19 protein-coding genes are annotated in these 23,870 nt (G+C 41.2%); 6 read left to right on the top strand and 13 right to left on the bottom strand.

What is annotated here, in order from left to right:
• Positions 1-10: 10 nt before the first annotated feature.
• From gap to FCN14_RS12335, 8 genes are all read right to left on the bottom strand, one after another.
• Complete coding sequence (gene gap / locus FCN14_RS12370; protein WP_138431585.1) at positions 11-1,015, bottom strand: type I glyceraldehyde-3-phosphate dehydrogenase; 1,005 nt, start codon at positions 1,013-1,015, stop codon at positions 11-13.
• A 152-nt stretch (positions 1,016-1,167) separates the two neighbouring features.
• Positions 1,168-2,082, bottom strand: coding sequence for a methionyl-tRNA formyltransferase (gene fmt, locus FCN14_RS12365; RefSeq protein ID WP_138431584.1), 915 nt, complete (start codon positions 2,080-2,082; stop codon positions 1,168-1,170).
• Positions 2,083-2,090: 8 nt separating this feature from the next.
• Positions 2,091-2,657, bottom strand: coding sequence for a peptide deformylase (gene def, locus FCN14_RS12360; protein WP_138431583.1), 567 nt, complete (start codon positions 2,655-2,657; stop codon positions 2,091-2,093).
• Complete coding sequence (ruvX, locus tag FCN14_RS12355; protein WP_138431582.1) at positions 2,629-3,084, bottom strand: Holliday junction resolvase RuvX; 456 nt, start codon at positions 3,082-3,084, stop codon at positions 2,629-2,631. Before ruvX ends, def begins: the two co-directional genes overlap by 29 nt.
• 1 nt (position 3,085) lies before the next feature.
• Positions 3,086-3,418, bottom strand: coding sequence for an HU family DNA-binding protein (locus FCN14_RS12350; RefSeq protein ID WP_138431581.1), 333 nt, complete (start codon positions 3,416-3,418; stop codon positions 3,086-3,088).
• A 148-nt stretch (positions 3,419-3,566) separates the two neighbouring features.
• Entirely contained in the window at positions 3,567-5,816 is a 2,250-nt protein-coding gene (locus FCN14_RS12345) for a RelA/SpoT family protein (RefSeq protein ID WP_138431580.1), read from the bottom strand.
• A 190-nt stretch (positions 5,817-6,006) separates the two neighbouring features.
• The gene (locus FCN14_RS12340; protein WP_138431579.1) at positions 6,007-6,585 is read right to left on the bottom strand and encodes an outer membrane beta-barrel protein; all 579 of its coding nucleotides are present in this window, start codon (positions 6,583-6,585) and stop codon (positions 6,007-6,009) included.
• Positions 6,586-6,847: 262 nt separating this feature from the next.
• On the bottom strand, positions 6,848-7,330 hold the full coding sequence (locus FCN14_RS12335) for a hypothetical protein (RefSeq protein ID WP_138431578.1): 483 nt from the start codon (positions 7,328-7,330) through the stop codon (positions 6,848-6,850).
• Positions 7,331-7,716: 386 nt separating this feature from the next.
• On the opposite strand from FCN14_RS12335, the gene FCN14_RS12330 reads away from it, so the two are divergent.
• Positions 7,717-7,935 carry a cold-shock protein gene (locus FCN14_RS12330; protein ID WP_138431577.1) on the top strand — a complete coding sequence of 73 codons (219 nt, stop codon included), beginning with the start codon at positions 7,717-7,719 and terminating at the stop codon, positions 7,933-7,935.
• A 295-nt stretch (positions 7,936-8,230) separates the two neighbouring features.
• Entirely contained in the window at positions 8,231-8,386 is a 156-nt protein-coding gene (locus FCN14_RS15785; protein ID WP_171032915.1) for a hypothetical protein, read from the top strand.
• Between the two features lie 5 nt (positions 8,387-8,391).
• On the opposite strand, the gene FCN14_RS12325 is transcribed toward FCN14_RS15785, so the two are convergent.
• The 4 genes from FCN14_RS12325 to FCN14_RS12310 all read right to left on the bottom strand — a co-directional run bounded on the left by FCN14_RS12325 (position 8,392) and on the right by FCN14_RS12310 (position 15,807).
• Positions 8,392-9,513, bottom strand: a complete 1,122-nt coding sequence (locus FCN14_RS12325; protein WP_138431576.1) for a GNAT family N-acetyltransferase — start codon at positions 9,511-9,513, stop codon at positions 8,392-8,394.
• A gap of 194 nt (positions 9,514-9,707) precedes the next feature.
• On the bottom strand, positions 9,708-10,463 hold the full coding sequence (locus FCN14_RS12320; protein ID WP_138431575.1) for an InlB B-repeat-containing protein: 756 nt from the start codon (positions 10,461-10,463) through the stop codon (positions 9,708-9,710).
• A gap of 10 nt (positions 10,464-10,473) precedes the next feature.
• Positions 10,474-15,222 (bottom strand): S8 family serine peptidase, encoded by a 4,749-nt coding sequence (locus FCN14_RS12315; RefSeq protein ID WP_138431574.1) that lies wholly within the window; start codon positions 15,220-15,222, stop codon positions 10,474-10,476.
• Positions 15,223-15,246: 24 nt separating this feature from the next.
• On the bottom strand, positions 15,247-15,807 hold the full coding sequence (locus FCN14_RS12310) for a hypothetical protein (RefSeq protein ID WP_138431573.1): 561 nt from the start codon (positions 15,805-15,807) through the stop codon (positions 15,247-15,249).
• A 568-nt stretch (positions 15,808-16,375) separates the two neighbouring features.
• On the opposite strand from FCN14_RS12310, the gene FCN14_RS12305 reads away from it, so the two are divergent.
• From FCN14_RS12305 to FCN14_RS12290, 4 genes are all read left to right on the top strand, one after another.
• Positions 16,376-17,071 carry a DUF305 domain-containing protein gene (locus FCN14_RS12305; protein ID WP_246043162.1) on the top strand — a complete coding sequence of 232 codons (696 nt, stop codon included), beginning with the start codon at positions 16,376-16,378 and terminating at the stop codon, positions 17,069-17,071.
• 69 nt (positions 17,072-17,140) lie between these two features.
• Positions 17,141-19,180, top strand: a complete 2,040-nt coding sequence (locus FCN14_RS12300) for an LVIVD repeat-containing protein (RefSeq protein WP_138431572.1) — start codon at positions 17,141-17,143, stop codon at positions 19,178-19,180.
• Between the two features lie 183 nt (positions 19,181-19,363).
• Positions 19,364-20,416 (top strand): amidohydrolase family protein, encoded by a 1,053-nt coding sequence (locus FCN14_RS12295; protein ID WP_138431571.1) that lies wholly within the window; start codon positions 19,364-19,366, stop codon positions 20,414-20,416.
• Between the two features lie 504 nt (positions 20,417-20,920).
• Positions 20,921-23,155 (top strand): amino acid permease, encoded by a 2,235-nt coding sequence (locus FCN14_RS12290; RefSeq protein WP_138431570.1) that lies wholly within the window; start codon positions 20,921-20,923, stop codon positions 23,153-23,155.
• A 2-nt stretch (positions 23,156-23,157) separates the two neighbouring features.
• On the opposite strand, the gene FCN14_RS12285 is transcribed toward FCN14_RS12290, so the two are convergent.
• A complete protein-coding gene (locus FCN14_RS12285) occupies positions 23,158-23,859 on the bottom strand; it encodes a potassium channel family protein (RefSeq protein ID WP_138431569.1) in 702 nt (233 codons plus the stop codon).
• Between the last annotated feature and the right edge of the window lie 11 nt (positions 23,860-23,870).

Here is a 23,870-nt window from a genome sequence, read left to right as displayed (position 1 = left end):
AAATGTACTATTATCCTATACGGGTAATTAAATCGGCAGTACGGGCAGAATATCCAGCTTCGTTATCATACCAAGCCAATATCTTAACCAGCTTACCATCCGTTTTGGTAAATCCGCTGTCATAAATACATGAGTGGGAATTACTGAGAATATCAGTAGAAACAAGTTCCTCCTCAGAATATTGAAGCACCCCTTTCATTGCACCATTGGCTGCCTTTTTAAAGGCTTCATGCACTTCTTCTTCAGAAACTTCGCGATTAACAATAGCAGTTAAATCTGTAAGAGACCCATCAGGTACCGGAACACGAACAGCGCTTCCATCAAGTTTGCCATCAAGATGAGGGAGTACCAATCCTACTGCTTTGGCAGCACCTGTAGTGGTAGGTACAATATTGTGAGCAGCGGTACGTCCGCGACGCAGATCGCCATGCGGACCATCGAGAATATTTTGATTTCCTGTATAAGCGTGCGTTGTAGTCATAAAACCTTTTTCGAGCCCAAAAGCGTCATCAAGCACTTTTACCATTGGAGCAAGACAGTTGGTAGTACAACTGGCGTTCGAATAGATCTCAGTTTCATCATCGATCTTTTCATCATTCACACCGAGGACAATCGTCTTGACATCCTTATCCCCTTTTGCCGGTGCAGAAATAATAACTTTTTCCGCTCCTGCCTCCAGGTGTTTAGCAGCGGCATCACGCGTGCGGAAGAGTCCAGTAGACTCAACAATAATATCAGCACCGCGCTCACCCCATTTTAAATTAGCAGGATCTTTCTCGGCAGAAATATCAATTTCCATACCGTCAATAACAATACTGCTTTCCGTGGCACTTACTTCCCCATCAAAAGTGCCATGCACCGAATCGCGCTTAAATAAATAAGCAAGTGTCTCTGCATCCGTTAAATCGTTAATACCTACAATGTTAATTTCATCGTCATGGTAGGCCAATATTGAACGAGTCACCAGACGACCAATACGTCCGAATCCATTAATACCGACATTAATTTTAGCCATAAATATTTTCCTTTATTTGCCTCAGTTGTAAATTAAAACCTTAGAACGAAATACGTTGATGTTGATATAAAGCGCTCAAAAATAATAGTTAATCGATCATTTGTAAATTATTTAATACAAATAATATCATAATCTTGCACTAATATGAATCATTAGTGAAGAAAACCGCTTCCATTATATCCATTTATAAAATCCTTTCCACTCATTCGGCGCTTTCCCTGCAACTGAACTTCTTTCAGAATGACCGTTCCCTCATCACAACCCACCAATAGATCGTCCCCTTCTGTCTGTAATTCACCTTTCCCAAGATTCTTAGACGGACCTATTTCTGACCGATACATATTAAATTTCAGATCATCGATCTTAGCCCAAGCTGTAGGGAAAGGACTGAGTCCTCGAATCTTATTGTGAACTTTTGGGGCCGGCTGATTAAAATCAATTTTACAATCATCCGTAAAAAGTTTGGGGGCCGGTGTTGCTTCCGAATGTTCTTGAGAAACCGTTTCGTATGTTTCTTTATCAATTTCTTCCACTGCTTCCAGTAGCGTATTACTTCCTAACTTTTTAAGGCGCCCATAGAGATCTCCCGTCGTTTCATTAGGACCAATAGGTGTTTTTTCCTGTTTAATGATTTCACCGGTATCAACATTTTCATCCAAAAAGAAGATCGTACAACCGGTTTCATCTTCACCATTAATAATTGCCCAGTGGATCGGGGCAGCTCCTCTATATTTAGGTAACAAAGAAGCATGCAAGTTTACAGATCCTTTTTGGGGCAACGTTAAAACTTTGGGAGGCAGAATACGAAATGCAACGACCACAAAGAGGTCGGCATCCAAAGCTTTCAGCTCTTGGTAAAAGTCAGGGGCATCGAGCTCTTCAACTTCAATTACAGGCAGATCTAGCTCAAGCGCCTTCTTTTTCACCACCGTGGGACTCGGCTTCGAACCACGTCCGCGCCGCTTATCCACATTACTTACTACCGATACAATTTCGTGTTTTGATTTGTGAAGTTTTTCCAGACTTGGGATCGCAAAATCAGGAGATCCCATAAATACAATACGCATATAATCCTCTATTTAGCCTGAGCTTTTTTAGGAACTATTGGATAATCTATCTCTTTTTCCCCTTTTGCAATCTCTTTAAGCTTTGATGACAACAGCTTTCGTTTAAACAGCGAAAGGTGATCCAAAAATAAGATTCCATCCAAGTGATCAGCCTCATGTTGAATGACACGCGACCACCATCCATCTACTTCAAGTTCCTGCTGCTGAAAGTTCTTATCCAAGTAGGAAACCGTGATTTTTTCTGGCCGACTTACCGTAGCATTAACTCCTGGAATACTGAGACATCCCTCATCCATATCGATCTCCTGATCACTATTAGTAGTGATTTTAGGATTAATCATGGCAATGGGGCCAAAAGAAGGACCCTCATCATCTGTCATAGGATCGGCATCTGCCACAAATATTCGCAACAGTTTACCAATTTGAGGAGCAGCTAACCCAACACCATCCGAGTTATACATGGTGTCAAACATGTCCTCGATAAGCTCTTGTATTTCTTTACTATTTTCGTCGACAGGTTTCGCTTCTTTGCGAAGAACCTCGTCGTCATACGTAACGATCGGTAATACGGACATTATCGGTTTTTCTCGATTCAATATATTTTTGAAGAATAATAGCGGCAGCAGCTTGGTTAACGCGATCCGACTCTCGGCGTTTCATCTTCGGAACCCCTGCTTCAACCATAGCTCGAACAGCTTCCTTAGTGGTATAACGCTCATCAATCTTGTCAATTTCCATCTCCGGCAGTGCTTTTCTCAAGCGAGCTACAAATTGTTGAACCATCTTTATAGCATCACCTTCCTGGCCGGCGGGGGTCAGCGGCCATCCTACTACAATTTTTTCTACCTGCTCACCATCTACAAGCTCTTTAATTTTGTCAATAGCAATTTCGGTATGATAGGTATCAATGGGATTAGCCACGGTCTTAAGAAGGTCAGTCCGAGCTATACCAATCCACTTAGTTCCTACATCAATACCTATAATTCTGCCGTATTTTGCCACGTTAATCGTCCATTTCTTCTAATTCCCCTTCTTCAAGAGGTTCTTTTAAAAATTGTTTTAATAACTTACTGGGCTTAAAGTGCGTTTTTCTATGCGGAGGCACGTAAATCTCTTCGTTCGTTCTGGGATTCCGTGCCCGTGGTTTAGCTTTAGTTTTCTTCACCTCAAAAACACCAAAATCTCTCAATTCGATCCGACACTCCGGATCTGCACTCATCATTGTTTCACGTAAAGCATTAAGCACAGCCTCTACCCATGGTTCAGTATGTACCATAGGTTCATCCAGCTGCTCTGCTACATGACGTACAATATCTCGTTTGGTATATGTTATCATAATCTATTGCAAAAATCTTAAATTCTGTAAAGCAATACGTACTCTATCTCCTGTAAAAACAAGCAAATAGTAGCCGTCAAATAAGTCTGGTTGATGATATTACTTTTATCAGGAATATGAAAGTAATTTGTGGAGGGAAATCACCTGTTTATTCGTAACGAAATACACTTTTCACACCTTTCACCTTTTCCAATTTTTCGATAATCCGTCCCAGATGATTAATGTCATCTACATAAACAGTTAGAATACCTTCAAACATGCCGCTGTCACTATTAACATTGATACTTTTCATATTTGTTTCCAGTGATTTGGAGAGCACATCAGTGATGTCATTAATCATACCCACACGGTCTTCACCGATAACTTTAACAGCGCCAAGGAATTTCGAATTTATATTTTTAGCCCAAGAAACATCTACAATTCGCTCACCATCAGTCTTTATAAGATGGTGGATATTTTTACAGTTCGAGCGATGAATTTTAACATTTCCTGTACGACTGATAAACCCCATAACATCATCACCGGGAATGGGATTACAGCAATTGGCATAATCATATTTAACATTGGTTACCTCGCCATTAATAACCAACGCCTTTTCATCACTGACCGATCGCGCCGCATTAATATAGGTCTCTTGAATCTCTTCTTCAGTAACCGGTGGCGGGGTATCATCTTCATCTTTCTTCTCCTCTATACGACCTTTACTGGTAAACTGCTTGACCATATCGTACAGTTCATTTACATCAAAAGTGCCTGTACCGATATCATAGAAGAGATCTTGCGTTGAATCGAATTTGAGCTTATGAGCAATACGCATCAAGTCTTGGTCAGAGATCTCGACGTTACCGCGTTTAGCTCGCTTCTCCCAAATTTCACGGCCTTCATCAGCTTTCTCGCGTTCTTTCTGCTTAATATACTGACGAATCCGAGACTTGGCCTTATGTGTTACTACATCATTAATCCAATCAGGATTTAGGTTTATTTTATTACCTGTTATTATTTCAACCTGATCTCCGATATCAAGCTTTTGCCGAAGAGGAGCCATCTTGCCATTAATCTTTGAAGCAATAGCCCGCTCCCCAATCTCACTATGGATATCAAAGGCAAAATCGATAGGGGTGGCCCCTTGGGGTAAGGTTCGCAGCTCCCCGTCGGGGGTAAATACATAAATTTCATCCTGATACAGGTTAAGCTGAAAATCTTTAACAAATTCTGTAGCGGCATCAGGCCGTGGATTATCGAGAATCTCCCGTACCCAGTGTACAAACTTATCCAGGGTTTCAGACCCTCCCGATCCCTCTTTATACTTCCAGTGTGCTGCCAAGCCTTTCTCCGCGATGTCATCCATCTGCCGGGTGCGAATCTGTACCTCGACCTTCCGTCCTTTTTTTGTAATAACCGTGGTATGTAACGACTGGTACCCATTTGCTTTGGGAACGGATATAAAATCCCTAAAACGTTTAGGTATAGGCGTGTACCAATCAGTGATAATAGAATACACACGCCAACAGTCCTCTTTAGAATGTGGATCTTCAAGAATAATCCGAATAGCAAAAAGGTCGTATATCTCCTCAAAGGGCTTTTGTTGCCGCTGCATTTTTCTAAAAATGGAATATATATGCTTGGGACGTCCCTTAATTTCAAAGGTGAAGCCCTGCTCATCCAGTTCCTCGCGAATGGGCTTCATGAACTCTTCAATAAAGGCCTCACGCGACTCTCGCTTTTCACGAAGCTTACGAGAAATAAACTTATAAGAGTTTGGGTCAATAACCTTGAAACAGAGGTCCTCAAGCTCACTTTTTATATTAAAAAGCCCGAAACGGTGTGCTAAGGGAGCATAAAGCTCCATTGTTTCCGTAGCCTTCTGCATCTGCTTTTCACGCGGCAGGTGTTGAATCGTTCGCATATTATGAAGGCGATCCGCAAATTTTATCAATACCACCCGGATATCTTCTGCCATCGAAAGCAGAAGCTTCATAAACGTTTCCGCTTGCTTGGTATTTCGGCTCTTGAAAACACCCGAAATCTTTGTCACTCCATCAATTAAATGAGATACCGTTTCACCAAACATCTCTTCAGTATCTTCTAAGGTAACCTCTGTATCCTCTACAGTATCATGCAACAAGGCCGCTGCCACAGAAACATCATCAATATTTATCTCCTCGGCTACAATCTTTGCTACTGTCACGGGATGATAATAATAGGGTTCACCGGAAGCCCGATTGACCCCTTCATGAGATACATAACAAAGCTTGAAAGCACGAGAAACCATTTTCTCATCTACACTTTCAAGATGCTCTCGACATACTTTTATCAGCTGATCCAGATCTTTTTGTTGAGGTGGATCGAGAGTGTAATTATCCAGGTTAATATTTTCTATCGCTTTTGTATCGGCCATAAATCTGTTTAATAATAAAAAGAGCTTGCACTGATGACCTGAAAGTATCAAACAATGCAAACAGCTATTGCATTCAAATAAAGGAACTCACCGCATATTAACAATCAGTGTATTCCTTTTCTTTAAAGGACTTAAAATAAAAAAGGCAGACGTTAGAATTAACGCCCGCCTATGGGAAAAAGTCTGTTCATTAGAATGACAACGAAACGCCAAAAATTAAGCGTCCGTTACTTTCACTTATATCATTCTTTAGTTCATCTTCATAATTAGAAACGTCCTCTAAGCGATATTCGACAAATGGTTTTAAAGCAGGAATAATACTCACTTTTGCCCCTACAAAACCGTTCCAATAGATGGCACTGTCATTAGCTTCATCCGACAATGGAGACCCCTGTGGCAAGTTACTCCGACTCACATCCAACGTAGATGAACCTAGCCCCAATCCTACATAAGGACTTATCGGACCAACACCTACACCCCCAACGGCTGCCACACCAAAGTCGTAGTTCTTAATGTCAGTAGAATACGTTCTATTTTCGTATGAGATATCCTCATTAAAATAACTGAAGTGTGCCCGTATGCCAAGATCTACTACAGGGAGTTTATTCAAAATACCTCGTTCAATACGAACGCCAAAACCATTCTTGGGTTCTGCGTCACGAATTTCATATGAGGCACCTAAACTCCACTGAGCATTTGTTGTTTGAGGTACTAAACTTAATGTAATAGCAAAAAACGCAAATGGTAATAGTATTTTCTTGAGTTTCATAGTGATTTTAATCTGATTGTAATTTTTTATTTCATTCGCAAGGCTTAGAGTAAGGTTGTAAATAAATTTATGCAAATACCTTATAAACAACTTTTCTCCAATATTGACAAACTCTACTTAAGATACATTCCAAAAGGATAAAAAGTTCATCTCATGATAGTAAGATAGCTAGTAGCTGCCAGCAGCTCGTATACTAGGCACAAACTAAAATGGAGGATCGTTTTTGCTATTTACGAACTATCAAGGGTGATATTTTAAAAAACTATTTCATCACTTTTTTAAGCTTCCACTTCGACCAATCATCCAAACTATCTAGCCCATCTATCCGCCTTACCTCAGATATAAGAGCTTTCATCAATCTGCCCGTTTTAATTGTTTGTAAATGCTTGGGGTTAGCCTCGATGTATCCTAAAACATCAAAACGTAAAGTTTCACCGGTTACAATGTTAGGGGTTGCCGGACCATATCCGATTACTTCTTGTACTCTGCCAATCAACGTAGTTATTTTATCATCTCGATATTTTATCGAATCCACTTTGACAATAACAACTGCCATCCCGGGGGCTATCTTCTCTCCTGCTCGTGGAGGAGTTGGCACAGTATCTCTTGATGTTTCAAAAGTTGAATCAGGAGATACCATCGTCGAATCATTTGTTGACTGGGCACTCTGTTCATGATTATATTTTTCTGTCACAAAGAAATACCCTCCCACTATTAGCACCAAAAGTATTGTTATAAACTTCATTACACCTTTTACCAATGAGAGCTTCTATATTTTAGCATTCAAATTTATTGTAGCAGGGACTCAGCTTCTGCCTTTACTACCTAACGAGGTGTAGACAATTAAATTCTATTTAATATTGGCTAAATACCAAATAAAGAGAACCCTGTCAATCTGGGGTAAATTGTTGGCAAAACCTATGAACCGGCTAATATAGCTTATAGTCTTTATATTTTTAGCAGAAGCGTTCCAAATACTGAAAAAGCTATGGACATTCCGATTTAAGACCCCTATCTTTAAACTCAATTTTTAATTCCCACCTTTAGCAATAAGTCTTATGTAGAATACGTGGTTATAACTATTCTTCTTGACAGATGAGCTTAAGGTGTATAAAACAATACTTAGTATAAATGACACAACAAGGCAAAGTTAAATGGTTCGATGTTGAAAAAGGATTTGGATTTATCGAACCTGAGGACGGAAGTAAAGATGTATTCGTCCACCGAAATAACGTAGAAAATTTAGATTATAATCAAGGTCTCGAAGACGGTGAGAATGTTGAATTCAACGTTGAAGAAACCGACAAAGGGTTAAGTGCTACTGATGTACGTAGCCTTGATTACAAGTAATGTATGAGCATTGCTCTTGATTAAAAGCCCACTTCTTTTTTGGAGTGGGCTTTTTTATTTACCTATTGTAGATGTCCATAGGGCTAAAAAATTTCTGCCCGTTTCGGTCCCCCCAATCTTTTGATAATCCTTCTATGATTATTGGTATAATGACATCCCCTTTACGATTGAATCAACTACAGTATAAGGTGCCTTTTCCTGTAGTTAAATAAAGAACAAACACCATTAATACTATGCGTATCAAAGCGGGAATCCTTTTAAAAAATACCTGGAAACTGAGGATCTATCTCCCCGAATGTTTTCTCAATTATCAGGTATACCCTACCCTATCGAAGTAAAGGGGATACTGAAAAATCATCTTTCTATAACTGATTTACGGGCTCATCATCTGCCTGTAGCCTTCCATACTGACCTGCAGATCTGCGAAGAAGAACAATTTGTTACCCAATAAGAGCTTTATAATGCCTTTCGGTAGGTACGTCTTCTCTTGTGGATTCTATTTTCATAGCTATTCCACAGCGCTTGAATAGACTCATTATCCTCAAGCTCAGGGTTGGTTTCTACCCTGGTAATGCCCCGGTCGTTAAACATCTCATTCATCTCCTTAAAAATAATGGAGGTCAATCCCTTATTCTGATATTTGGGATCGATACCAATCAGGTAAAATGCGGCCTTATCATGGAAATAGCGGGCCTTTAGTAAGTGAGCCCACCCAAAAGGCAGAAGCTTGCCATGAGCCTTCTGCAGCGCTTTTGCGAACGAAGGCATCGTAATGGCAAAAGCAACCAGCTTTCCATCCTCATCAGCAATGCAGTTAATAAAATCGGGATGCAAATACCTGAAGTATTTTTCCTTGTAATAGTCGATCTCTTCTTGTTGAATGGGCACAAAGGTGCTAAGATCCTGGTAGGTTTTATTGATCAGATCGAACATTGCTTCGGCATGTTCTAAGATCTCTTCCTTATCCTTATAATGGATAACTTCCAGATTATACTTTTCCATGATAAGGCCGGCAAATCGTTTAACCTTATCCGTGGGCCCCTCTTCTGGAATTTTAATTTCAAACTCTACCCATTCTTTTTCTTTTTCAAATCCTAACTGTTCAAGATGTTCTTTATAGTGGGGTAAACTGTACCATGTTATCATGGTATTGAGTTCGTCAAATCCTTCAACCAGCATGCCCGCCTTATCCATGATAGAGAACCCCACGGGACCTTCCATATATTCAAGATCATGCTGTTGACCAATTTCCCGGACCTTCTCAATAAGAGCTTCTGTAACCTTGATATCATCAATAACGTCGAACCAACCAAAGCGCATTTTAGGCTTTCCTTGATTCTCAATCTCCATCCTATTTATAATAGCCGCAACTCTCCCTACCGGTCTACCATCTTGGTAAGCCATAAAAAAATGACCTTCAGCTTGTTCAAAAACAGGATTTATATCCGGGTCAAAATTCTCTAGTTCATCGGATATTATGGGGGGAACCCAATATTCATTATCCTCTAGCAGATTAAACTGGAACTTCACAAATTCTTGTAGCTGGGCAGAACTAGTTAACTCTTTAATTTCGATCATGAACAATAATTAATTGGCGATAAAGCAAAATTAGCTAATGAGGCCTGAAAAATTTCTATTCTAAAATAACTAAGATGATCAGAAACGCCAATGCAATAAGCTCAACAAGACTAAAAAATATTTTTTAAAAAAAGAGTCTCCCGAAATAATCCAGGAGACTCTTTTAACACTCTTAAGTGTATTAATATTAAATGTTAATTAGTTAATTGGTATTTAATGAGTAAACTATCGGAATCAGCAGCTTCAAATATAGCTGTATTCTTAGCACTCATATCTACCTGCGTTGAGGTATCTGTATTCTTTTGAATTGTTAGGGAACCATTAAGAACTGTTTCTTTGAAGTTCCAGTTAACCGTTAACGAATCTCCAGACATAGTTCCTACCTGTATATTCCAAGTAATAGAACCAGCCTGAACTTTTCTGAAGTCTTCTAACAGCTCCAAATCCTTCACCTTAACGAACATATGAATAGCATCTTCGCTTTGAGGCGGAGCCGGTGGACTTTCAGTATCCATCCCTTCGTCAAAACCTTCTGAAGCTCCTTCCAGCTGACCAAGAACCAGATTCATTGCATTAAGAGAGTCCACTATTCCCAGTTCAAATTCATAAATAGACCCCACGGCATCGAAGTTAGCAGTAATCTCCGTATCCGAATCCATGGTTATAGTCAGTGGGTTATCTGTTGATTCCACATCTCCCGTCCATTTATTAAACCCCCATGCAGAATTTGCATTATCGGCTGTAACTTCAACCTTTTCTCCTTCCTCATAGGTTCCCGATTCAGGATTTATCGAACCTGCATCACTGGGTGAGACATCGGAACTTAAGTCATACATTGTCGGTTCCGGATCGCTACCCCCATCACCAGATCCAGTGCTAGACCCGCCACAAAAGCTAATGAGTACTGATACTAATCCTAAGACAAATATTATACGAATATATTTAAACATTGGATTCTCCCTATTTGATCAAAGTCATTTTTTGAATTTTAGTAAATGAATCGGTGCGCAACCGTACAAAATAAACACCACTTGCCAGATTGCTGGCATTAAAGTTCACATTATAAGTACCCGATTGCTGAACTTCGTTAACAAGAGTTTTTACCTTTCTGCCTAATATATCAAAGACGTTTAAGGTCACCTCTGTTTTATTTGCCAGTTCATAACTTATAGTCGTTGATGGATTAAACGGATTCGGATAATTAGGATGCAGATCATTTTCTACAACCATCTCATCAGATTCCAGGCTTTTAAAACGCATATCATCATATTCTTGATCGATGAGTCTGCTTTCTCCTGGTCGCAAGTCAAAATAGATTACGTTTTCTCCATCAATTGCCTCAATCCGTATCGGACTATTATTGGCTTTATCACTAGTTACCTTAACAGGGTAAGAAGCGGCAGTAAGATCTAAATTGCTCATACTGTTATCAGCAATCTTGTAACTTCCGTTTATTCTAACATCTAAAGGTGCCGACGGTGCCACCGGTGGCAGCATATAACTTCGTTTCTCTTTTTTCGAAAGTTTACCGCCCATCATATAAATTGATTGTTCTATACCGTCGCGTTCAAACCTTAGCTCTTGCAGGTTTCGTACTACCGGATTGCTTTCATCCTTAGCCTTTTTAGATGATGATACAGTAGCAGGCGAATCAAGAAGTAGGTCTATCTTACCTTTATCGTCAGCATAAACCCAATAAGCCTCCGATGGTGTAATTTCGGAAACTTCTTTATAGGTACTTCCATCAAAAACATATATCGGTACAGAAGTAAGCACGCTGCTGGAATCTATGATAGTATTTGTCTGTAAAGTATCTGTAAGTCCACCAATAATATTCCACCCTCTTGTAAGGTTTATACCGGCACTCGTTAGCACACTTCCTTCCACCGACATACTACCCTTAGCAGAACCTTTTATCCAGTATCCTTTACCTCCTTTCAGAGAATCTTCTACCTGATACCCACTTGAATAACTAACAAGCTGTACTTCATCAGGAAGTTTTATTTCAGCTCCTGTTGGTATACTTATCATACTCCAGCTGTCACTATAATTGGCAGATCCCGAGTAATTTCCGGTGAGTTCTGAAAATCCACTTTCATTACCTAAGCTATCTACCGCTGTTACACCATAAAACTGAGTGTTACCTGTGGCAGCGTTGGTATAAGTATAACTCTGCGAACCTCTGGATACACTATCTATTACAGACATCTGATCAGGATCCGATCCTTTATAAACTTTATAGAAATGGAGGTCCTTCTCAGAGTTTGCACTCCAAGAAATATCCGCCTCTCCATTCGAAAGATTAAAGCTGATATCTGCTGGGTTTTCAGGTGCTGCAAAGTTAACTCCACCCGGTATCAAGGGAAAGTCAGCAGTCCCTTCCGTATTGACAACCCCGGCAGAACCATCTTCTGCTTTAATATAATATTCAATTCCGAGTGAACTCAGTTCACTTCCCGGAATTGTAGCCTCGTACTGGTTATTACCAGATGTCGTCATATTTGCCGTTTTATACGTAATATTACCCACTGTTCGATAGTACAGCGTAGCTGATCCAACGCCTCCTGTTGTATCTTCGATTTCAGCTGATAATGTTAAATCACTGCTCGGTGTAAATGCAGATGGCACAGTATGAGATATAGTAGGTGGCGTATTACTGCCAACAGCCATACTATATGCATTACTTTGTGGGTCACTGCTAGGTATTGTTTGCGTACTCTTGGCATCAGTAATCTTCACATAAAACTCCATTCCGGGTTCCTGTACTTCTGTATCCGGAATTTCACCTTTATAAAAAGACGATTCAGAAGATAAGGTATGAGTACGGAAAGAATTTTTCGTTTTTGAAGAACTGCTAGGCTTTTGCATCTCTACAGATTTAAATGAACCCGTTGCCCCTACCTTTCGATAAAGCAACTCAACCTTTTGAACAGTAGAGCTCACAAACGATTTTATTTCCGTTTCAATGCCAATACTTTTATTAAGCGGTTGACTTTTCTGACGTTTCGCCAGTGTATTAGTAGAAAGATTCTGAATTGGTTTTGTAGCCGGATCATATTTTTCTGTATCAGAATCCTGAGTCTGTGAGTTACCAATTGCAGTAATATCTACCAATCGATTACCGGAGGTCCTACTTGAACCGTCAAATGCTTTAGGCGACATACAAGAGAGTATATAAGTATTAGATACCTGCTGACTAATTGCATCAGCAACAGTAGAGCTGAAGTTCTCTCTGATATCAAATATCTGACCACCAGTATTGCTTGTTATTCCTTTAAACTCATCATTTAAAGAGGTAGTAGTAGAAGCATGTACCGTAACGTCACCAGCCACAGCAGCATTAATTGCACTTGTCTCATCAGATAACGATGACTGACTTGGACGTTCGTCTGTAATTATTACGAATACTCGCTGCGAACCAGGACGAAAAGAAAAGTTTGATATCGATTTTTCTATCGATAGAAAACCGGGCTCAGATGATCCTGATGTTACATTTCTACCTAACACATCATTTTTGAAATAACTGGCATCTGTGGTCAAAGCTCCGCCATCTTCAAATATCGGTCCGCCATAAGTTAATCCCAGCGTGCCCTGCCCTGATTGACCGTAACGGGTTAACCCAAGTGCAAAGTCGACACCTCGATTTTTAAGGGTATCAACAAATGCAATAATATTGTCAATTACCTCTTGCTGCTCACTACCCATACTACCACTATTATCTACGACAAAAACAACATCAGCCAATCGCGCCCCACTTTGGGAAGGTGGAGTAAGGGTACAATTCTTTTTATCAACTGTTAATCCATCTTCCGTCACAGAAAAGTCCGAAAGATCCAGCGCCGGATTGGGCGGAGAACCTTGTTCGGTAACACTAACACTAGCAACGAAATTAGGAGTTGCTGGCAAGGGAAGTCCTGTTAGTCTAAAATCAAGCCCCGTAATGTCGACCAAGAACTGTTTTTGCCCTGTCAAGATAAGTGAAGCATCTTGTGGGCCATCTGTTATAGAACCCTCATGCGAAATAGTAACCGTATAAAGACCGGCCTGAGGGGTCTTTATCATTACTTGCTCCACATTATCGCGATCATTATTGCCCGTATTAGCTGCAGTATTCGGGCTAGACGGATCCATCACATATGGTTCATACGTATTTCCGTTTTCATCCGTAATTTTAATATCAAGATCATTAACTAACATCGATGTTGTAGGATCAAGCTGAGCACTCACAGGTGATCCTGAAGGATCAGTCCAAGCGAGTGTAGCCACCAAAGGATCTTGACCATCGCTTTTTACTTTATACTCAACCGTTTTACTATCTGCGAGAGAAAATTCTTTGATATTAACACCACCGCCATTTGCCTTATCCTTTGTTATAAGGTTTGCAGCTTTTTCAGCATTTAATAATCCCCATCCAAACTTATAGTCTGGACCATCATTTCCGGCCTCATCTGCGGTATGTATCAGCAAGGCTTTCATTGTAGAAGAAAGAGGTTCTTTACTACCAAATTGATTTCTATAGTGTTCTTGTAATAAGCCAACGGTACCGCTAACTACCGGTGAAGACATTGAGGTACCACTATAAGACGAATACTGATCATTTCCCGACCCAACAGAAGAATAAACGCTCACTCCTTTAGCTACAATATCCGGTTTAATTCGCCCATCATCGGTAGGCCCCCATCCACTGAATGTTGACATTTGCACATCACTCGGTTGGGAATAACCACCTGAAATGCCATTAACAGCTCCAACAGTTAACACGTTTTTGGCCAAACTTTTAGATGAGATAGAGTCAAATCCATCTGCCCCCCCATCGGGATCTCGTGTTACATTTGATGTAACCCAAGCACCATTGGATCCACTATTGGGATCCCAAACATAATGTTGTGTAGGTTGATTGGAAGGGCCATCATTCCGATCGTTCCCTGCAGATTTTACGATAAGGTAATTCGGTGCATTATATGCGATGTCATCCCATTGAGCAGATGATGAACTATAAAAACCAAATCGGTAATCTTCTGATGCATCCACAGAAGGGGCGCCAAACCAGTACCAATCTCCATTGCCTTTATAATCATAAATCCACCCTGTTATAGTTCCATAGGAATGGTTTGAAACCCGTAGTCCATTAGCAGCTGCAGAGGCCATCTCGCTTTCGTCATTACCCCAATCATAAGCATCTAAATCAGCTTGAAATGACATGCCTTTGGCATTATTATCAACGCCGGCAGCAATCATTGTTCCCCCCACGTGCGTGGCATGATTACTTATACCTCCCGGTGAATCTTGTTGAGTAACCCGGCTTCCGAACTCTTGGTGGGATGTCAAAACTCCTCCGCCATCCCAAATACCAAGGGTTTCTGTAGAACCATCGAGCGAAAGTCCCGTAGATCCACCTGACCAAATTTCATCAATCGAACTTGTTTCGGCCGCTCCTAAATTATAGGTGGTAAAATATATAGGATGCCCATTTTCGAATCTTTGCAACTCTATTACTCTGCCATCTGGCAACACTTGCTGGATAGGCATCCCCGCCTTTTGTGCTCTCTCGACAGCAGCTTGGTGTTCTGCTTCCCATTTCAATTTACTTTCTTGTGCTATCTCTTGTAATCGGTTTACCTGTTGCTGGTTTTGAGCAAATAGGTTTCCCGAAAAGAAAACGAATAGGAATGCAAACGCAATCCCCAATGCTTTTTTTGATCTTGACATATTTACCTCCTCGTAGTGATGATTTTAACTTGTCTCTTGGACCTTTCTCAATATTTTCCCAAGCTTTTCTGTTAACTTTAAAAATTGATCTGGATAATATTCTCGATCTGCTCCCATATTAGCCTTTACAGTTACCGGCTCTTTTCCACGTTCCAATCGAACAGACACTTCAACTCGGGGGGCTGGTGTATTTATCATAACCTCTCTTGGATCTACATCCGGTAGTGTACTGGGAAAAGCAGAAACTGGTGTTTGAGAAAGAAGATCAGACAGTTCATCAAATGTATCTTTAGAAAGACTCCCTTGCTTAATCTCTGTCTCTTTGATCTTTCGCTCACCATTACTCTCACTATAAATCTGTTTATAGAGTGTATAATCGGCTGAAAATGAAACCTCTATTGTGTAACCATAGGTATCTCCATTTTCATACTCGTCCATTTCGCCCTTTTTAGAATAGCGAAAATAATAATCCTCTGTTTGCTCCGATGAATCTGAGTTGATGCTATACCCCCAATAGATCCCCACGGTTACTATCCCAAGAAGCAGAACCCCAAAAAGTTTAGGTATCAATTTATTTAACCCCATAGCAATTTTAACCTATTACGGCAATATTCAATCTTGACTACAAATATTATTTTATTAAAGCGATCTACTTTTGGTCCAATAATTCAGTTAGACCATAAAGTTCCATACATAATTAGAGCAATAAAAAGACAGGTGGCAAAACCAAAACACAAAAATTAGACAGGAGAGTAGGATTCTAATATTGTCATACTCCCTAAATCCTAATAAAACACTTTTTACAACTTTAAAACATACTGCCTTTTAACCCCTGTTTTCATAACTCTCTAGATAAATCAATTTTAATCAATTGGAAAAGTATAGCATGCACTTTTCCTTTACTCTGCGCTCACACAATAATCATTAAAATATAAAAATTCAAAATTATGTCTCTTTCTGTTTTTTAGAAACTCTGGCACACCTTTTACGCATACCGCCGAGCAATGAAAAAATTACCCGAGATTAACATATTTTTACTACTATCAAAAAAGGCTAATTATTACCATTAGTTTTTGTGACATTTAGCATTTATACTCTCAACGAGAAAGCATTTATTATATATCACTTAACGTTTTAACTGTTTATTAATACCGTGGGACAGCAAAAAATCGAACAACTATTTTCCCCTATCAAGTTTTTTATTACCGCACTGTTACTAATGGGAACCGTTGCCTGCAAGAGTACCGATACCACTTCAAAACAACCAAACAAACCCAATTCAGAAGCTGAACTTGAGGACCTTTACTGGCAGCGTATTGAAGATTCGCGCAATTCCTTTACCAACGCCGATGTGAAATTTATGACAGGTATGATTGCTCATCACGCTCAGGCTCTTGTCATGTCACGTCTTGCTCCCCAAAATGGTGCCAGCCCACAAATTGAAACACTGACCTTACGCATCATCAATGCACAAAAGGATGAAATTAAAACGATGCAACAATGGCTTCGGGACCGGAACCAACCAGTGCCTAAAATACAAATTGACAGCCTTGACCTAACGGTGACTATAAATGGTGAACCATATACTAAATATCGTAAGATGAAAGGTGTACTTACACAGAAACAGATCCAAGAGCTGGCAGAAGCCAAAGATGATGAGTTCGACAGACTTTTTCTTACCTATATGATTGAACATCATGCCGGCGCTGTTTCTATGGTTGAAAACCTTTTTGCGACCGACGGTGCTGCTCAAGACGAAGCCGCATTCCGCCTTGCTTCTGATATTCAAGTGGATCAGCGAACAGAAATCAATCGTATGTTTGAAATGCTTAATAATCTACCTAAATAGCGTAGTGGATTGAGTCTTTTTGTATGACTAATTAATATTTAACGCTTACTAAACCTTAACGGAATAGCTATGAACCTCAATTATAAAAACAATACCACAACTCCGGGAATAACCGGGATTGGCAAACACTGGTTTTGGGTACTATTAACAATAATACTTTTCAGTAATTATGCCTGTACTCCCTCTTCAGTTGTTGATGAATCTTCATCACCTAAACCGAGTATTACCCCCAAACCATTAACAGAAATATCAGCTCCCAGTCCTGACCCTCGCGTAGGGTTAAAAGCAGGCCTGTTTGATGCCGAGGAAGCTTCATGGAACTTAAAAATGCTTTCTCAAACTCGTCCTCCTAAAGATTTTGTAGGAGTTACCAACTCTGACCTTGCCTTTAAAGGAGATTATGCGATTCAAGGGAACTATAATGGTTTTATCATTTGGGATATTGCCACTCCTACATCTCCGGAACTGGTCGTTGATTTTCTGTGCCCGGCCTCTCAAAGTGATGTCTCTGTCTATGGAGACCTCCTTTTCGTATCCGGTGAAGGGCTCAGTGGTCGACTCGACTGCGGTACCGAAGGCATAGAGAAAGCAGTCAGTGATAAACGACTGCGAGGCATTCGCATTTTCGACATTTCCGATATCGAAAATCCAGAGTATGTCTCCAACGTTCAAACGTGCCGTGGTTCTCATACTCACTCCGTACTCGATGATCCGGAAGATAATGAGAATGTATACGTTTATGTATCAGGGTCTGCCTCTGTACGCCCAGAAGAAGAACTTCCCGGATGTACGGATGCCCCACCAAGCGAAGACCCCAACTCCGCCCTTTATCGTATTGAGGTTATAAAAGTGCCGCTAGATAATCCCAAGGATGCTAAAATTGTAAACTCTCCTCGTATTTTTGAAGATCTAAAGAAAGCACCAAACCACGGCCTCTCCCCTGCTGATGTTGCAAAACTTGAACAGGCAGAGAAAGAAGGAGCATTTATTGCTGAGGTTTTCGGACAACGTCGTATTGTTCCCGACCGTTTTGTAAAACAGATGCTTAAGGGCATAGTCAAGAAACGAGGGGGGAGTGGGGAACCTACTGCAGCCGACAGTGCAAAACTTCGAAAAGAACTACCTAATATTATTGCACAACGATTTGGAACCCCCAACGAACAAGAGGGAGAAAGTCGAGGTCCTAATCAGTGCCATGATATCACGCTTTACCCAGAAATTGGCCTTGCCGGCGGTGCTTGTGAAGGGTATGGACTTTTGCTCGATATTACTGATCCCGCAAGCCCCATGCGTGTTGATGCCGTAGCGGACTCCAATTTCGCATACTGGCATTCAGCTACCTTCAACAATGAGGGTTCAAAAGTACTCTTTACTGACGAATGGGGCGGTGGCGGACAGCCTAAGTGTCGCGAAAAGGACCCAATGGAATGGGGAGCTAACGCCATATTTACTATCGGTGATAACAACAAAATGGACTTCCAAAGCTATTTTAAAATGCCTGCTCCACAGACTGAACAAGAAAACTGTGTAGCACATAATGGTTCGTTAATACCCATTCCCGATCGTGATGTTATGGTACAATCATGGTATCAAGGTGGAATCTCTGTTTTCGACTGGACCGATCCAAGTAACCCTGTTGAGATTGCTTTTCACGACCGCGGACCCGTTGACTCTACTCGCATGCAGATGGGCGGAAGCTGGTCGGTATACTGGTATAATGGTGTGATTGTTAATTCAGAAATCGCTCGCGGACTCGATATCTTTGAACTCAAGCCAAACCCATATCTCACTGAGAATGAGATTGCCGCTGCCAATACGGTTACCTTTGAACAGTTAAACCCCCAGGGACAACCAAAATATGACTGGCCCACAACTTTTGTTCTGGCCAAAGCCTACCTGGATCAACTGCAACGAGGAAATGGGCTGCCTCCAAATGAAGTCACTGCAACAAGAAAGCATCTTGCCAAAGCCGAGAATGCTTCTGGATCTAAGCAACAGGAAATTCTACGCTCACTTGCTGATAATATTGAAGGCCAAGCCAATAGCTCGATCCAATCCGAAAAAGTACGAAAACTAGTAAATACCCTGCGTGGCCTAGCGTCAAAATAGATACATCGCAATCGGCATTAGCAGCCGATATCTTTTTTAGCGAAATATAATCCCCTTTGGCTCAATCATCTTAATTGACTGGATACCAAAGGGGATTTTTGATTTTCTGCAAATTTATAACAAAAATAAAACCTTTTTTACCAGCAGTTTATCACACTAGGATAAAAAACTATAGTAACCTTTATGAATCGTCGAGAAATACCTCTTTTATTAGTTGGGGTATTCATCTTCATTGGCTCCCTCAATAGCGCTAACCTTTTTGAGGGACCTCCTCTATCCCAACAATTTGTCATCCATACTTCTTCACAAGACAGCTTAAAGAATATGCCGCTTGTGGATCATCACACCCACATTTTCACCCCGACTGTAAGTAAACACCTGGTCAATACTATCACTGGGTTGGATGAATTACCACCACTCGGTCTCAATCAATTAACAAAAAACTTACAAAAGAATAGCACTAAAAAAGCAGCTGTACTTTCTAACGCCTACTTTTTTTCTGAGGCCGGAGCTTCGACAGAAGAAGACTTCAGAACCATGCAGAGCCAAAACGATAAGATAGCTAAAGCGGTATCTCAACATCCCAATAAACTAGTGGGATTCTTTGGGATCAATCCTCTCTCAGATTCTGCTAGCGTTGAAATCAAACGCAATGCTGATAAAGAAGAGTTTTCAGGCATTAAACTGCATTTGGCTAATTCAAAAGTAGATCTTCAAAACGCATCACACCTTAAGCAACTAGCCCGCATATTTCACCAGGCTAATAATCATAATCTTGGAATCATTATCCATCTGCGTACAACCAAGAATGATTTTGGGCAAAAAGATGCTGAAAACTTTATCCAAGAAGTGTTATCCCAGGCACCCGATATACCTATACAAATTGCCCATATGGCGGGATGGGGTGGATATGACCCTGTTACCGATGCTGTACTAGGTACTTTTGCCCGGTATATAACACATAACGAGATCGGAGAGAACATCTACTTCGACATTTCTGCTGTTATCCGTGCCCCCCGAAAAAAGGCAAAGGCTGATTCTCCCGAATGGTATCCTAAGAACCGTTACAAACAGTTAGTTAAACAAATGCGAAAAATTGGAATGGAACATATTCTATTTGGTACCGACTGGCCGGAATGGCAGCCACGCGACTATCAAAACAAGATTATAAAACAGCTTCCTCTTAATAATGATGAGCTTCGAACGCTCTTTACAAACCATGCTCCGTGGTTCTAATAATGGCTACATAAAACTATTTATAAAAGAAAAGTGAGCCTGAAAAACCTCAAACTGCTGGGTGGAAAACATCCCTAATTTATTCAATAACATATACTTCTGATTAAAGTTACTTTGGTGACTGGTAACTCAATCAATCATGTTATATGGAATAGCAATATGGATTTATCTTTTTCAACCGGACGAGTTTTTAGGCCATATTTAACCAACCACTCCCGAAAAGAAGTTAAATTAGAGCAATAAAAAGAGATAAAAGAAGAAATTCAGATAGATCTTTTAATAAATATCCAGATAAACTGAGTGAAAAAGACACTACCCCTCCAGCAACTTATCCGAAGATGTAATATCTTTAGTATTTGTATATTACAGACTAAGTAACCAAGAATCGATGATAACCTAAAAACAGTTATTAAAAGATCCCAAACCTCAATATTGGTTGTTAAATAGATAGAAATTCGTACATTTACGCTCATTAGTTTTCCAACTGCATAGCAATAACGTTTTATGAATGAGCCATCCGGTGATCAGGAACTTGCACGTGATCTCGGTTTTTTAGAAGCATATACTATCGGTGTTGGCACCATGATCGGGGCTGGTATTTTTGTGTTGCCCGGAATTGTAGCGAACAATGCTGGTCCGGCCGGAATGATCTCCTTCATTATTGGCGGAATCGTCTCACTGCTAACCGCCCTTTCCCTTTCTGAGCTGGCCACGGGTATGCCCAAAGCTGGAGGAAGTTATTACTATGTAAACCGGGCGATGGGAAGTTTCTTTGGATCCGTTGTTGGATGGAGTATGTGGGCCGGGCTGATGTTTGCTACCGCTTTCTATATGCTTGGGTTTGGACAATATCTAACGTTTTTCTATGGCAATATTCCCGTTGCATGGTCAGCCCTAGGGATGGCCGCTCTATTAATTGGCGTGAATTATCGGGGGGTTAAAGAGGCCGGAGCTCTGCAAAACCTCATTGTTATTCTCCTCATTGGTTTCATACTGGTCTTCTTGGCCTTCGGAGTATTCAATATTAATTGGGTGGTATTTAAACCCTTTAACCCCAATGGATGGGGAGCTGTTGCTTCTACAGCTGCTACTGTGTATGTCTCCTTTATTGGTTTTGAGGTAATCGCTACCAGTGCCGAAGAGATCAAGAACCCGGGACGCAACCTCCCGCTGTCAATGATTGCTTCAGTGCTTACACCAATGATATTTTATGTGTTGGTAATGTTAGTATCGACAGGCGTTCTCCCCGTCGCGGAACTAGCAAGTTCCAATATCCCGGTGGCCGATGTGGCCAGTGAATACCTAGGGACCATTGGGGCGTTGATGATGGTCGTGGGTGCGTTACTTGCCACCGTTTCCAGTGCAAATGCCTCTATTCTTTCAGCGGCCCGTGTAAACTTTGCTATGGGACGTGATAAAATACTCACCGAATGGCTCAACAAAATTCACAGTAAATTCCGAACACCATTCCGAGCTATCCTCATAACAGGAGTAGTAATCCTGCTGTTGATCGGTTTTGGGGTGGGCATTGAGACACTGGCTGATGTCGCTAGCTTCTTATACCTGCTCACTTATGCCTTGGTACATATTGCAGTGATTGTAATGCGACGAGCAGGACCGGAAGATTATAATCCAGATTTCAAACTATCGTCTTGGGCCTATCCTTTGATACCGTTGCTTGGATCAATATCATGCCTGGTCATTCTGGCCCAAATGCGGACCCTTGTTCTTCTGATAGGAGGAGGCATTATCGTAGTGGGTATTTTGTGGTACTTTAGCTATGCAGCCAGCCGAGCAATCAAACCCAGCCTAGTTGGAGATGCAATTGCGGCTCGAAATAGCAATCCTACGCCAAATGACCGATATCGTATTGTTGTGCCTGTAGCCAACCCACAAACCGAGCAGCATCTTATTAAGCTTGGCGGAGCCATTGGTGGTAACTATGGAGAAGCAGAAATTGTAGCGGTCAGCGTCTTGCAAGTTCCCCAGCAGACATCTTTGCAACAAGGCATCCAGTACGAAGATGAACGGCTAAAACGACAGCAAGATCTGTTGGACAATGCTAGAAGTACTGCCGAGAAAGCCGAGATTGGACTACGTACGCGAGCTATTGTTTCACACAGTATAAGTTCAGCAGTATTAAATGTCATTAAAGAGGAACGAGCACAACATCTGGTGTTAGGCTGGCGCGGAAAACGCAAGCGGTACCAGCATATACTGGGATCCAACATTGATCGGATTGTCGATGAAGCCAGTTGCGAAATTTCCCTGATCAAAGCCGGAGATCGGCCCACAAATAATATTGTGGTGCTAGTCGGTCCCGGGCCGAATACCACACTAGCCGTACGACGGGGGTATGATCTGGCTTCCAGTATTGAAGAAGCATCACTAACCCTGCTCACGGTGCAACCACCGAGTGAAGATGCAGACATGGATCCTCAGACTGAAGGAAAAGGATTGATTAATTCGATAGCACACGAAGTAGGGTTGAATTCGGCGCAATTCAAAACAGAAGTATTAGTATCCGATAATGTCCGTAATACGCTGTTGAAAGCAATTGAAAACTATGACACGGTCTGTATTGGAGCAACCAGAAGTACGGCTATTACGCAGGCGTTATTTGGGTCTATTCCAGAGGAGATCGGCGAACATGCTAAAGGAACTGTGATTATTAGTCGTGGTCCCGAATACCGTCCACGCACCATCACGGAAGGTATTATTGAAAGGTTATCCAGCTAAGCTTAATTCGTTTCAAGCAGCTTATCGACATCTTCTTTGCGTCCGACCAGTAAAAACCGATCCCCCTTTTTTATCTTCGTGGACCCGCGCAAGATACCTATGGGTTTATACTGTTCCTCAGGTCCAATTTCCCCTTCCAACTTTTGTGATCTTTTGATTGTGATTAAGTTGAGTTCATAGCGCTTGCGAATTTCAAGCTCTTTCAAGGTATATCCAACCATCGCATCCGGGGCTTCTACTTCAAACATCGCAAGACCTTCTCCAATATCAAAGACATCCGACATGCCCCGGCGTACCAGAGATACCCCCATGCGCTCAGCAACCTGACGTTCGGGATGGATAACATCAGTAATACCAATCTGTTCTAAAATCTGCTCTTGGATCAGGGTTCCTGCCCGACCATAGACCTCTTCCACTCCAGAGTTGAGCAAGTGCATAGCAATGAGTGCCACAGGTTCGAACCGTTCACCAATGGCAATAATGGCAACATCAACGTTAGTAATACCGTGGCTTTCCAGCAGCTCAGGGTCCGTCGCATCAAAGCAGATGGCATCAGAGACATATTCTTTAACTTGGTCGATATGCTCCATAATGTTGTCAATAGCGATGACATAGGCACCTTCCTCAGAAAGCTTTTTGGCCAACGCACTGCCAAAAGCCCCAATGCCAATAATTGCAAAATGCAGTTCATTTCGTCGTTTCATGATAAAAATCG

The organism is Fodinibius saliphilus (genome assembly GCF_005869845.1).
Lineage (GTDB): Bacteria > Bacteroidota > Rhodothermia > Balneolales > Balneolaceae > Fodinibius > Fodinibius saliphilus.
Note: the sequence above shows the minus strand (reverse complement) of the source record. Positions and strands in the feature narration are given on the sequence as shown.